This is a genomic window from Pseudochrobactrum algeriensis (genome assembly GCF_018436245.1).
GTDB classification, from domain to species: domain Bacteria; phylum Pseudomonadota; class Alphaproteobacteria; order Rhizobiales; family Rhizobiaceae; genus Pseudochrobactrum; species Pseudochrobactrum saccharolyticum.
The window spans coordinates 1,449,113-1,461,947 of record NZ_CP075361.1; the positions used below are offsets into that span (position 1 = coordinate 1,449,113).

A 12,835-nucleotide genomic window follows, 5' to 3' on the forward strand; every position below is an offset into this window, starting at 1 on the left:
TGGTCGCCTTTTTTATCCCGCACGCAGCAGTCTGATCGCTTCATCTCGCCCGAAAATATAGAGCAACAACCGCAGTGCCTGACCGCGCTCAGATTGCAGATCAATATCGCGCTCCAGCACTAGGCGCGCATCTTTACGGGCGATTTCCAGAAGATCGGTATGCGCTTCCATCGAGGCGAGCTTAAAGCCCGGTGTGCCGGACTGGCGGGTGCCGAGCAATTCACCTTCGCCGCGCAGTTTCAGATCTTCCTCGGCAATGCGGAAACCGTCTTCCGTCTCACGCATCACCTGCAAACGCGCTTTGGCGATTTCGCCGAGCGGGCCTTTATAGAGCAGCAGGCAGGTAGATGGTTTATCACCACGTCCGACACGACCGCGCAGCTGATGTAATTGCGACAGGCCGAAACGCTCGGCATGTTCAATCACAATCACGGTGGCATCCGGCACGTCTACGCCGACCTCAATTACTGTGGTGGCAATCAGCAGGTTTGTATCACCGCGCTTGAAAGCCAGCATGGCATCGTCTTTTTCCTGTCCGGTCATGCGGCCATGAATGAGGCCAAGTTTGTCACCAAACACCGGCAGAAAGGACTGAAAACGCTCTTCGGCAGAGGTCAGCTCAACATGTTCTGATTCTTCCACCAGCGGGCAGATCCAGTAGATTTTCTGCCCCTCGGAAATTGCCTTACGCATCCGGTCAACAATTTCACTCAACCGCTCACTCGGCACAATCGCCGTGGTGATCGGCTGGCGACCAGCCGGTTTCTCGGTGAGTTTGGACACATCCATATCGCCGAAGGCGGTCAAAACCAGCGTGCGGGGGATCGGCGTTGCAGTCATCACCAGCATATCCGGCGCAGTGCCTTTGGCGGTGAGCTGCAGACGCTGATGCACACCGAAACGGTGCTGCTCATCAATAATCACAAATACCAGATCATGATATTCGACCTTATCCTGAAACAGCGCATGGGTGCCGATGATGATATGGATTGTACCATCCGCCAGTTCGTCGAGAATGCGCTGACGCTCTTTGCCTTTTTCACGCCCTGTCAGCAGCGCAGCTTTCAATCCGGCTTTTTCAGCCAGCGGTGCAATGGTTGCAAAATGCTGACGTGCCAGCACTTCAGTCGGTGCCATCAAGGCGGATTGTCCGCCCGATTCCGCTGCATGTGCCATAGACAGTAAGCCAACCACAGTTTTGCCGGCACCGACATCACCTTGCAGCAGACGCAGCATGCGTTCCGGTGCTTTAAGGTCGCTGATAATGTCTTTGACCGCCTGTTCCTGACCTTTTGTCAGGCTATAGGGCAGGTTGGCCAATATCTGCGCGGTGATTTTGCCTGTGCCATTGAGCGGGCGGCCGGAGAGGCGTTTGGTCTTGGCGCGCACCAGTGCCAGTGCCATTTGTCCGGCGAGAAATTCATCATAGGCCAGTCTGCGCCGCGAAGGGCTTTCTTGCGCAATATCTTCCGGCTCTTCCGGCAGATGCAGATGATGCAAAGCTTGTGAGAAAGACGGAAAATTCTCCCGTTGCATCAGTGTCTTGTCCTGCCATTCCGGCAGATCAGGAATGCGTGTAAGCGCATCACGCATGGCGCGTGCCAGCGTTTTGGGTGAAAGACCAGCGGTCAGCGGATAGACCGGCTCGATCAGCGGCAGATCATCGCTGCCGTCTATCGGCGCAATATGATCGGGATGCACCATTGAAGCACGGCCGTTGAACCATTCCACCTTGCCGGAGACGATGACTTTCTCTCCAAGAGGCAGGCTCTTTTCCAGCCACGGTCGTTGAGCGCGGAAGAAAACCAGTGTTACTTCGCCCGTATCATCATGAGCATAAATGCGATGGGGTACGGAGCCACGCATAAAAGCGCCGGATTTGGCCGTAGAGGGTGAGAACTGATATTCATCAACTGTCACTTCCAGCGTGACCACCGCACCTTCCTGCGCAAAAGCCACACCCGGACGGTTGCGCCGGTCGATCACACTGTTTGGCGGCAAGAACAGCAATTGTCCCACACGCGGCTCAAGCATCGTCGCGCTTTCCGCGCCGAGCAGTTTCAGCAACAGAGCAGAGACTTTAGGTCCGATGCCGGTGAGGGTGCGGACAGATGCAAACAGGGGATCAAGCAGACTTGGACGCATGAAAGCAAACTTACTTAGATCTTATTAACTTGCAAGCTGACATCGCGCTCATCCCGCGTTATATGGCTGGTAACATTATTGAATGCACAGACGTTAATCCGGAGAGTGATATGAGCACAGGCAGTAAATTATCGGGCACCGAGGCAGGCGCACAGCTGGATCCGCGTCGTCGCAAGCTGCTGTTCCGCTCATGGCACCGCGGTATGAAGGAAATGGATCTGATCTTCGGTCAATATGCGGACATGCATATTGCGACAATGGATGAAGATACTTTGAATGAGTTTGAGCGCCTGCTCGAAGTGCTCGACCGCGACCTGTTCAAATGGATTACTGGTGAAGACAAAACACCGGAGGCTTTTGACACGATTTTGTTCCGTGATCTTATTTTGTTCCGCGATAAAATCGACTATTGATTTTTCTCAATCAGAAGCTCGAGTAATATAGCAGAGACATATCCTATGCCCGTATTTTCCAAACTTGGTCTGAAACCGGTTCTCGTTAATCATGTGCTGATTGACGGTGTAGCCGATGGTTATGAAGCCTTTGTGCTGGCCAAGATTTTGGAAGAGGCGGGGGGTAAAGGGCCTGTCCTGTTTATCGCGCGCGACGGGCAGCGCGTGGCAGATATTGAGCAGGTGATCGGCTTTATTATGCCGGAACTGCCGGTATTGCATATTCCTGCATGGGACTGTCTGCCCTATGACCGCGTTTCCCCCGGTGCAACAGTCTCGGCGAGACGTCTGAATGCGCTGAGCCAGTTGAGCGCCTTGCGGGAGCAGAAACATCCGGCGCTGATTATTGCCACAGCCAATGCCGTGTTGCAGAAGCTGCCGCCGCGCGCTGTGCTGGACGAGCAGAGTTTCTCTGCCCGTCCCGGCAACCGTGTGAATATGGATGAGCTGACCCAGCGCCTTGAGCGCAACGGCTTTGAACGTGTGCCGACGGTACGTGATGTCGGTGAATTTGCTGTACGCGGTGGTATTCTTGATCTGTTCGTACCGGGTGCAGAAGAACCGCTGCGTCTCGACTTCTTCGGGGATACGCTGGAAAGCATCCGTGCTTTTGATCCGGCCTCGCAGCGTACCACCGAGACGCGTAAGGAGTTTACACTCCAGCCGATGAGCGAGATTACGCTCTCGCCGGATATGATCAGCCGTTTCCGTAAGAACTATATTGCGGCCTTTGGTGCGCCGTCACGTGATGATGCGCTTTATGCTGCGATCTCGGAAGGTCGTCGCTTTGCCGGTATGGAGCACTGGTTACCGCTGTTCTATGACGAGATGGAAACGCTGTTCGATCACACAGGCGCAATGCCGGTGGTATTCGATCATCTGGTGCCGGAAGCCATTGCCGAGCGTCACAAGCTGGTGCTTGACCATTATGATGCCCGCCAGAAGCAAGCAGAAGGCAAAGAAGCAGCAGACGCTATTCCCTATAAGCCTGTAGCGCCAAGCCAGCTCTATATGTCGCTGCGCAAGGTGGAGGAGGCGGCAGAGGCCAATGGCAAGCGCTATGATCTCACGCCTTTTGAAGCGCCTGAGGCCAGCGGACGACATATTATCCATGCGGGTGCCCATAAAGGCCGCAGCTTCGCTGAGGAACGTGCCGCTAAAGACGTTAATCTGTTCGAGGCCGTAACCAAATATATCGCTGAGCTGCGTGCCAGCGGCAAAAAGATCATGATCGCCGCATGGACGGAAGGATCGCTTGATCGTCTGTTGCAGGTGCTGGACGAACATGGTCTGGAAAAGATCGAGACGGTCAAAGACCTGCGAACTGTTAAAGCCCTGTCGCGTGACAAAATCACTGCGACTGTGCTGGCGGTAGAAAGCGGCTTTGATGCCGGTGATCTGGTTGTGGTGGCCGAGCAGGATATTCTCGGTGATCGTCTGATCCGCCGTACCAAAAAACGCAAACGCGATGCGGATTTCATCTCCGAGGCCGGTAGTCTGACTGCTGGCGATATCGTGGTGCATGTCGATCATGGTATCGGTAAGTTTGTCGGTTTGCGCACGATCACTGCTGCCGGAGCACCGCATGATTGCCTTGAACTCCATTATGCCGGTGACGACCGCCTGTTTCTGCCGGTTGAAAATATTGAACTGCTGTCACGCTATGGTTCGGAAGGCTCATCCGCCGTTCTGGATAAGCTCGGCGGCGGCGCATGGCAGGCACGCAAGGCCAAACTCAAGAAACAGCTGCTGGAAATGGCCGGACAGCTTATTCGTATTGCTGCGGAACGCGCAATGCGTGGCGCGCCGGTGCTGACCCCGCCGGAGGGTGTCTATGGCGAATTTGCTGCCCGTTTCCCTTATGATGAAACAGAAGACCAGCAACGCGCGATTGATGCGATATTTGATGATCTTGGCGACGGCAAGCCGATGGATCGTCTGGTTTGCGGCGATGTTGGCTTTGGTAAAACCGAAGTCGCGCTGCGTGCGGCCTTTGTAGCCGCGCTTAATGGCTATCAGGTGGCTGTTGTTGTGCCGACCACACTGCTGTCGCGCCAGCATTTCAAGACCTTCTCCACGCGCTTTAATGGTCTGCCGATCAATGTTGCCCATGCTTCACGTCTTGTCGGTAGCAAAGAATTGGCACTGACCAAGAAGGGCGTTGAAGAAGGTACTGTCGATATCGTTGTCGGCACCCATGCGTTGCTTGGCAATTCGATCAAGTTCAAAAATCTTGGTCTGCTGATTATCGACGAAGAACAGCATTTCGGCGTGAAGCATAAAGAACGCCTGAAAGACCTGAAATCCGATATCCATGTGCTGACACTCACCGCAACGCCGATCCCGCGCACGCTGCAGCTGGCGCTCACCGGCGTGCGTGAATTGTCGCTGATTACCACGCCGCCGGTTGACCGTATGGCGGTGCGTACCTTCATTTCGCCTTTTGACGCGCTGGTCATTCGTGAAACCCTGATGCGCGAACGCTATCGCGGCGGTCAGAGTTTCTATGTCTGCCCGCGTATTTCCGATCTTGCCGAGATTAAGGAATTCCTCGACCAGCATGTACCGGAACTGAAAGTTGCTGTCGCCTATGGCCAGATGGCTGCCGGTGAGCTGGAAGACATTATGAATGCCTTCTATGACGGACAATATGATGTGCTGCTCTCCACAACCATCGTGGAATCCGGTCTGGATATTCCGACAGCCAATACCATGATCGTGCATCGTGCGGATATGTTTGGTCTGGCACAGCTCTATCAGCTGCGTGGCCGCGTTGGCCGTTCCAAGCAGCGTGCATTCGCGCTGTTCACATTGCCTGCGGGCAAAACGCTTACCCAGACAGCCGAACGTCGCCTTAAAGTGCTGCAATCGCTGGATACTTTGGGCGCTGGTTTCCAGCTTGCGAGTCACGATATGGATATTCGCGGTGCGGGTAACCTGTTGGGTGATGAACAGTCCGGCCATATCAAGGAAGTCGGTTTCGAGCTTTATCAGCAGATGCTGGAAGAGGCGGTTGCCGAGCTGAAATCCGAAGGCCCTGTGGTGGATAGCCATTGGTCGCCACAAATTGCGGTTGGCACGGCGGTGATGATACCGGAAACTTATGTGCCTGATTTGCAATTGCGTCTGGGGCTTTATCGCCGTCTGGCCGATCTGGAAACAACGCAGGAAATTGACGGTTTTGGTGCCGAGCTGATCGACCGTTTCGGTCCGCTGCCGGAAGAAGTCCAGCACCTGCTCAAGATCGTGTTTATCAAGGCGCTGTGCCGCAAGGCCAATGTTGAGAAATTGGATGCAGGGCCGAAGGGCATTGTTATTCAGTTCCGTGAGAAGACCTTCCCGAATCCGGCAGGTCTGGTGCAGATGATTGCGGCACAGGGCTCGCTGGCGAAGATCCGGCCGGATCAGAGCATTGTGTTTATCCGCGATTATCCGACCGCTGAAAAACGCCTGACCGGTTCAGCCGTAATCATGACGCAGTTGGCAAAAATCGCCGGAGAATAAGCAAAACAGGGGGAATAGAATGCAAAAACAGCTTGTTGAAACCAGACATGGCCGCCTTGAGGTCATGACAAGCGCAGGCAAGGGCGCTCCGGTTTTGTTTATTCACGGCAATTCTGCGTGCAAGGAAGTGTTTCACAAGCAGTTTGAATCCTCTCTGGCGCATGATTTCCGGCTGATCGCTTTTGATTTGCCGGGACATGGCGCTTCGAATGATGCTGCCGATCCGCAAAAATCCTATACATTGCATGGCTATGCGCAGGCCGCAGCCGATGTGCTGAAGGCGCTGGAAGTGTCATCTGCTGCCGTGTTCGGCTGGTCGCTCGGCGGGCATATCGGTCTGGAAATGATTGCGCAGCAGGCACCGGTCAACCGGTTGATGATTACCGGCACGCCGCCATTTGCCAAAGATGCGGATGCGGTCGGTCAGGCTTTTGTGCCGAGTGAAGCGCTGAAATATGGTGGCCAGCGTGATCTGGACGATGCGGAGGCACAATCCTATGCGCGCCATGTTGTGCATCCGGATAAGCCTACACCGGATTTTGTGGTGGATGCCGTGCGCAGAACTGACGGGCTGACACGCCAGACAATGTTTGAGAATATTCTGGCGGAGAATATCGCCGACCAGCAGCATATGGCTGAGAATTGCCCCGTGCCGCTGGCTATCCTCAATGGTGCTGAGGATCATTTCATCAATAATGCGCATATCGCATCGCTGAATTATAAGAACCTCTGGGAAGAGACGATTTTCCTGCTGCCACAGGTTGGCCATGCGGCTTTTCTGGAAAAGCCGCAGCTGTTTAATCGCATATTGGAACGATTCCTGCGCGGCTAATCTTGTGGTTTGCGCAGGCGCACAATCCATGCAATCGGCGTAACACGCGTATCGGCTACAACATCTTCTTGTGCCGCCAGTTCTTTCGAGGCCATTGGTTCAACACTGGCCTCGAGAACAAAACCTGCAGCGTTGATCATGCCGATCCATTCGCTCAAAGTACGGTGGAAGCGCGGAATATTGAACGGTTTATGCTGCTCGCGCTCAGCTTGCGGAACACTTGAAAACAGCCATGTCTCAAGACTGCCGTCAATATTCTCAAAATAATTGGCAACCAGAACCGCGGTTACTTTACCATTCTCATCACGAATATTTTTACGAAACGGCGGCACAAAACACGGATGCAAAATGGTAAACTGGAAGAAACCCTGCGGTTTAAGAATGCGGAATATTTCTTTTAGTACATCGCCTTGTTGCGGCATATCCATCATCGACATGAAGGCGCTGGCGAAGTCAAATTGTGCATCATCGAATGGCAGGTGCAGGGCATCCGCCGTCAGATAACGGATACCAAGCGGCTCGTTTTCTTCATATTCGGAAGCATGGTGCACAAAGGTCGGAGCAATATCAATGCCGGTCATTTTAGCACCGGCGCGTGCCAGCGCGCGCGTATTGGCACCTTCACCGCAGCCGACATCTAACCCGTTCAAGCCTTTGATATCCGGCAGCATTTCCAGAAATGCCGGTGTGTGCAGCGCATCGCGGTAAGTATCATAACCGGCGCGGACAAGCTTCGTCCATGTCGCAGCATTGGCCTCCCAATTTTCTGATACTGAGCGTTTCAATGCATCATTTGTGGACTGATCGGCCATAGAGCACCTTTATAATGGAAGGAAAGACGAAAAAGGCTCCTTGGCGAGCACCAAAGAGCCTTAGAATAGTATTATTGCAGTGGTTTAAAGATCAGCGATCTTCGCTCAGACCCGGCTCATAACCTTCCGCAATCTGACGGATAGCATCAGCCATGGCCTCGGCGCTCTGTGCACCCATGACCGCATATTTCTGATCGAGAATGAAGCATGGCACACCGGTCACGCCCATCTGTCCGGCAACGGCGATTTCTGCACGAACATTATCGCTGTCCGTGTCACCTTCGAGCAGGGTTTCGATAATGGTGTATTCCATACCGGCATCTTCTGCGGCTTCGATCAGGATTTCATGGCTGCCGATATTTTCGCCCTGTTCAAAATAGAGTGAGAACAATTCGCCGACAACGCGATCCTGTACTTCCGCGCTGACTTCACCAGCCCAGCGGATCAGACGATGGGCATCCAGTGTATTTGGTGCGACTTCAATCGCATCCAAGTCGAACTCAATGCCTTCTTCTTTGCCGATGGCGATCAGCTGGTCATGCACTTCATTTACGCGGCTCTGGGAGCCGAGCTTTTCAACCAGATAGCGTTTGCGCTCTTTGCCTTCTGCCGGAAGTGTCGGGTCGAGCTGAAACGGACGCCAGCGCACTTCAACATTCAGTTCCGGCAGCATTTCAAGGGCGGCTTTCAGGCGCTGACGGCCCAGAAAGCACCACGGGCAGACGACATCGGAAATAACATCGATTGTGATTTGTTTATTAGTCATGAAATTACCTGTCATCATTTGCCAGTTATTATTAGTTCACAGAGGTGGTTTCAGTCCACCATGTAGGGAATTGATAGCCGTAAAGCGAGGTTTTTTGTGGAATTTTTATCCGTTCCCACCGTGCAACCTGCTGTTTCGGTAAATAATAGAGTGGCAGATAATAGCTGCCGGAGATCAGTAACCGGTCAAAGGCGCGCACTGCATCGGTAAAAGCAGGGCGGTCTTTTGCGGCAAGCATGGCTTCAATCATCGCATCAATAGCCGGATCCTGCGCACCCGGATAGTTGAAACTGCCGGATGCATCACGGGAGCCGGAACCCCAGCGCATCCATTGTTCATTGCCGGGTGAGAGCGAGGCTGTCAGCGCACCGATAATCATATCATAATCGAAATTCTGCAAGCGCTGCTGATATTGTGCATCATCGGCACTGCGGATTTCCGCAACAATACCAAGCCGTGCCAGATTGCGCTTATAGGCCAATGCCAGCTTTTCCTCATCGACCGAGCGGGTCATGATTTCGAAACTCAGACGCGTGCCTTCCGGTGTGTGTGCTACGCCGTTTTCAAAAGTAAAGCCTGCCTGTTCCAGAAGATCATAGGCTTTTTTGGCAGGCGCACGGTCATGACCGCTGCCATTGGTTGTGGTCGGGCGCCATGTGCCGTCCATTGTTTCCGGCAGAATCTTATCCTGATAGGGCGCGAGTAACTGCTTTTCACCTTCACTCGCCGGACGACCGACGGATGACAATTCCGAACCCTGCCAGAAACTCGCCATACGGTCATATTGACCGGAGAACAGCGAGCGGTTTGTCCATTCAAAATCAAAGAGCTCGGAGAGTGCACGCCGCACTTTGACATCGGCAAATTTTTCGCGTCGCGTATTGAAGACAAAGCCGAGCATATTGGCCGGTGTGCCTTTGACAAAAGTGTCCTTAATGACTTTCCCTTGTTTTACCGCAGGGAAATCATAGGCTTTGCTCCAGTGGTTAGGTGAACCGTCAACATAAACATCGACGATTCCCTTCTTGAAAGCCTCGAAATAGGAGGTTTCATTGCGGAAATATTCGATGGTGATGGTGTCGAAATTGCTGAAACCGCTGCGGCTCGGCAGGTCTTTTGCCCAGTAATCAGGATTGCGCTGATAGGTAATGCGCTCACCAGGTTTAACAGTCTTAACAATATAAGGGCCGCTGGCGATCGGTGGCTTCAGTGAAGCTTTGCCGAAAGTTTCCGGATCAACGGCATGTTTCGGCAGCACCGGCATAGTACTGGCCAGCAGTAACGGGAATTCCCTGTCAGCCTTGTCATTAAAGGTAAAACGGATGCCGCGTTCACCGGTTTTCTCGATTTTGGCAATGCGGTTCATACGGGCATTATAGGGCGGGCGACCTTTTTCCGTCAGGATTTCATAGGTGAATATCACATCTTCCGGTGTCACCGGGTTGCCGTCAGACCATTTTGCCTGTTCGTTCAGTGTGAATTCAATAAAACTTCGCGCATCATCCGTTTCAACACGCTCTGCCAGCAGGCCGTAAAGCGTGAAAGGCTCATTGGCAGAACGCTGCATCAGCGTTTCAAACATCAGATTGCCGAAATCCGCATCATTGAACATGCCGCGCGCTGTGGTGCGCATGCTTTGCAGAACAAACGGATTGAGACTGTCAAAGGTACCGACCACACCATAGGTGATATTGCCGCCTTTAGGTGCTGCCGGATTGGTATAAGGGAAGTGTTTGAAATCGGCTGGCAGCGCAATGTCGCCATGCATGGACAATGCGTAGGATGGCGCGCTGTCTTGTGCGGTAGCTACAGTCTGCGCCTGTGCTGTATCTTGAGTAAAGGGCAGGCCGGTTGTGCCAAATGCAGTTGCCAGAACGGAGGTTCCCAGCATGGCAAGCAGATGACGCCTGTTGATGATGCGCGGGAAGGGCTGGAACGGCTGTGTCATTGGTCAATCACTATCCGGTAAAATTATAAGAATGCTCTGATTTGTCAGAATTTTGCGTGTTTTTGATTAATTTTGAGAATGTTTGAGGATTATACCGTTCCGGTACCATATTTGATTCGTATCAGATGCACTGTATAAACCGCTTTTTTAGCGGGAATATGCAGCAAGCCACAGAATTATAATATGAAATATTGACCGGCCGGTTTTCGTTTTCTGATAAGTCAGGCGGGAAATGCGTTGTTTTTATAGCGCAAATCGACGTTAAAAAACTATGGTTAATAAAACGGCACTGGATAATGCGTTACAGTCAGTGTAACACCGCAAATAACGCAGGGTCACGCTGTTGCCGTATTTTATCCGCAGTCATGGTTGCGAAAATTCGGTTCACTTGCTGATCCGCAAGGGGAAAATGTTGTCTTGCCAGTCTCGATGATAATTCCCGTAAAAAATACAGGCTGTTTATTTCTCTGAAACAGCATAGCCAGAATTCAGATCAGAGTGTTGAAAGGAACCTGTTGATCATGACCAGCACGAAGACATTCGCTGCCGCATCCGCAATTGCCGGCGCCGTTGCCCTGCTTGCAACCGCGACCCTTCCGGCCACAGCTCAACAGCTGCCGCCGCAGGGATGGTTCAAGGTCTGCTCGAAGCAGGAAGATAATGATATTTGCAATACACAGAATATCGTGACTGCAGATTCCGGTCAGCTGCTGACCGCGATCAACCTGATCGAAATCAAAGGCAAGATTAATCGTAAGATTTTTCAGGTTTCCGTTCCGACCGGTCGTCTGATCCCTGCCGGTATCGGCATGCAGATTGATGCGAACAAAACCACCAAGGTTGAATACGGTATCTGCTTCCCGGATCGCTGCATTGCAGAAGCTCCGCTGACAGATGAAATGGTCAATGCGCTGAAAAAAGGCGGCAAACTGACCCTTACATCCGTAAACTTCCAGAATAAGCCAAATCCGATCACTGTTCAGCTCACCGGTTTCTCCGATGCTCTGAATGGCAAGGGTCTGCAGCAGAACGAACTTGAACAGCGCCAGAAAGAACTTCAGGACGCAGTTCAGAAGCGCCAGAAAGAATTTGAAGCCAAGATGAAAGCAGAACAGGAAAAGGCGAAAGCCGGTAACTGATCTGGAACATCCGGAAACAGATTTTAAAGGGCGCCTCAGGCGCCCTTTTTTATTGGAGGAAAAATGACAAGACCTGAACTGACGACGCCGCGTCTGAAACTGCGGATATATACACCGCAGGATGCTGCGGAAATGTACAGCCACATTACCCCGACGCTGACCCGTTTTATGGCGTGGGAGCCGCCTGCATCCTATGAAGAGTTTCTGGAGAATAAACCTCTGTGGGAGGAGCGTTTCCTGAAGGGAACGGATTACCACTTCGTTGCCAGAGATATCCGAAGCGGGCGTTATATCGGTATTGTCGGTGTGCATCGGGCTACAACGACTACACCGGAATTCGGCGTTTGGATGTGTGAGGATGTGCACGGGCAGGGCTTCGGAAAAGAAGCGGTCACTGCTGTGTTCGACTGGGCAAAGGAAGCGTTACAGGCAGACTATTTCGTCTATCCGGTAGCCGAAGAAAATCGGGCTAGCCGCAAGATTGCAGAAACTCTGGGCGGCAAGCTTGTCTCCTCTGAGCAGAAGCCGAAATATATGGCTGTGACCTATCACATTCCGGCTTGAAACATACGCGAGTATAGGCGGTAACGTGTAATTTCTTGTAATTGCCACGTAATGCTGAAGTCATATCATCGGGTTTTCTTTATAAGGAAACCCGATGATACCAGAAATTGAAACAACGCGTATGATCTTGCGTCCATTCAGGGCAGAAGATGCGGATGAAATCTGGCCGTGTATGACAGCGAATTTAGCACGTTATATGCGCTGGGAGCCGCCTGAGCGGGCTGAAGATTTTGAAAAAATCTGGCGTAAATGGCCGATGCAATTTGCTGAAGAAAGCAATTGCATTTTCATCGCGCGGAAAAAAGTGGATCATTCTTTTATTGGTCTATTCGGTATGCATAGTTTTAAAACACCAACGCCACGTTTAGGTCTTTGGGTGCGTGAGGAACTGCACAGGCAAGGGTTCGGGCCTGAAGGCATAGTTTCTGTCATGAATTGGGCGCGAGGGGATTATTCACCAGACTATTTTATTTATCCGGTAGCAGAAGAAAATATACCGAGCCGCAAGCTTGTAGAAAGTCTTGGTGGTCAACCTGTCTCAACAGAGCAAGACCCTAAATTTATGCTGATTATTTATCATATTCCGGCTTAAACCACTCTGCATCAATAATGGCCGGATATGTCCGGTCATTGTCCTGATGCAGGCTTTTTCATTATGTTTTTGTGCAGTAAT

General features: G+C 52.2%; 10 protein-coding genes. 6 read left to right on the plus strand and 4 right to left on the minus strand.

All coding sequences use genetic code 11. The annotated features are described in order from the left end of the window. Positions 1-12: 12 nt before the first annotated feature. Complete coding sequence (gene recG, locus KHQ09_RS08750) at positions 13-2,145, minus strand: ATP-dependent DNA helicase RecG (protein WP_213597718.1); 2,133 nt, start codon at positions 2,143-2,145, stop codon at positions 13-15. Between the two features lie 110 nt (positions 2,146-2,255). On the opposite strand from recG, the gene KHQ09_RS08755 reads away from it, so the two are divergent. From KHQ09_RS08755 to KHQ09_RS08765, 3 genes are read left to right on the plus strand one after another with little or no spacing between them, the layout of a single operon-like run. Beyond that, on the plus strand, positions 2,256-2,558 hold the full coding sequence (locus KHQ09_RS08755; RefSeq protein WP_022712338.1) for an FAD assembly factor SdhE: 303 nt from the start codon (positions 2,256-2,258) through the stop codon (positions 2,556-2,558). Positions 2,559-2,603: 45 nt separating this feature from the next. After that, entirely contained in the window at positions 2,604-6,101 is a 3,498-nt protein-coding gene (gene mfd / locus KHQ09_RS08760) for a transcription-repair coupling factor (RefSeq protein ID WP_213597720.1), read from the plus strand. Positions 6,102-6,120: 19 nt separating this feature from the next. Beyond that, the gene (locus KHQ09_RS08765; protein WP_213597722.1) at positions 6,121-6,933 is read left to right on the plus strand and encodes an alpha/beta fold hydrolase; all 813 of its coding nucleotides are present in this window, start codon (positions 6,121-6,123) and stop codon (positions 6,931-6,933) included. Here KHQ09_RS08765 and KHQ09_RS08770 read toward each other — a convergent pair. The 3 genes from KHQ09_RS08770 to KHQ09_RS08780 form a co-directional block, all read right to left on the minus strand. Then, positions 6,930-7,745: a class I SAM-dependent methyltransferase gene (locus tag KHQ09_RS08770; protein WP_213597724.1), complete on the minus strand. Its 816-nt coding sequence runs from the start codon at positions 7,743-7,745 to the stop codon at positions 6,930-6,932. The genes KHQ09_RS08765 and KHQ09_RS08770 overlap by 4 nt on opposite strands. 91 nt (positions 7,746-7,836) lie before the next feature. After that, a complete protein-coding gene (locus KHQ09_RS08775; protein WP_213597726.1) occupies positions 7,837-8,511 on the minus strand; it encodes a DsbA family oxidoreductase in 675 nt (224 codons plus the stop codon). A gap of 31 nt (positions 8,512-8,542) precedes the next feature. Next, positions 8,543-10,402, minus strand: coding sequence for an extracellular solute-binding protein (locus KHQ09_RS08780; protein ID WP_213599901.1), 1,860 nt, complete (start codon positions 10,400-10,402; stop codon positions 8,543-8,545). Positions 10,403-10,980: 578 nt separating this feature from the next. Between KHQ09_RS08780 and KHQ09_RS08785 the strand changes: the two genes are divergently transcribed. From KHQ09_RS08785 to KHQ09_RS08795, 3 genes are all read left to right on the plus strand, one after another. Further along, positions 10,981-11,598, plus strand: a complete 618-nt coding sequence (locus tag KHQ09_RS08785) for an invasion associated locus B family protein (RefSeq protein WP_075655347.1) — start codon at positions 10,981-10,983, stop codon at positions 11,596-11,598. A 63-nt stretch (positions 11,599-11,661) separates the two neighbouring features. Beyond that, complete coding sequence (locus KHQ09_RS08790; RefSeq protein WP_213597728.1) at positions 11,662-12,162, plus strand: GNAT family N-acetyltransferase; 501 nt, start codon at positions 11,662-11,664, stop codon at positions 12,160-12,162. A 94-nt stretch (positions 12,163-12,256) separates the two neighbouring features. Continuing rightward, positions 12,257-12,754, plus strand: a complete 498-nt coding sequence (locus KHQ09_RS08795; RefSeq protein ID WP_213597730.1) for a GNAT family N-acetyltransferase — start codon at positions 12,257-12,259, stop codon at positions 12,752-12,754. Positions 12,755-12,835 lie beyond the last annotated feature (81 nt).

Bases quoted from the DNA above. Each gene is read 5' to 3' on its own strand.
- KHQ09_RS08790 (WP_213597728.1), top strand. From the start codon at position 11,662: ATGACAAGACCTGAACTGACGACGCCGCGTCTGAAACTGCGGATATAT.
- KHQ09_RS08785 (WP_075655347.1), top strand. From the start codon at position 10,981: ATGACCAGCACGAAGACATTCGCTGCCGCATCCGCAATTGCCGGCGCC.
- KHQ09_RS08770 (WP_213597724.1), bottom strand. From the start codon at position 7,745: ATGGCCGATCAGTCCACAAATGATGCATTGAAACGCTCAGTATCAGAA.
- KHQ09_RS08775 (WP_213597726.1), bottom strand. From the start codon at position 8,511: ATGACTAATAAACAAATCACAATCGATGTTATTTCCGATGTCGTCTGC.
- KHQ09_RS08780 (WP_213599901.1), bottom strand. From the start codon at position 10,402: ATGCTGGGAACCTCCGTTCTGGCAACTGCATTTGGCACAACCGGCCTG.
- KHQ09_RS08755 (WP_022712338.1), top strand. From the start codon at position 2,256: ATGAGCACAGGCAGTAAATTATCGGGCACCGAGGCAGGCGCACAGCTG.
- KHQ09_RS08795 (WP_213597730.1), top strand. From the start codon at position 12,257: ATGATACCAGAAATTGAAACAACGCGTATGATCTTGCGTCCATTCAGG.
- recG (WP_213597718.1), bottom strand. From the start codon at position 2,145: ATGCGTCCAAGTCTGCTTGATCCCCTGTTTGCATCTGTCCGCACCCTC.
- KHQ09_RS08765 (WP_213597722.1), top strand. From the start codon at position 6,121: ATGCAAAAACAGCTTGTTGAAACCAGACATGGCCGCCTTGAGGTCATG.
- mfd (WP_213597720.1), top strand. From the start codon at position 2,604: ATGCCCGTATTTTCCAAACTTGGTCTGAAACCGGTTCTCGTTAATCAT.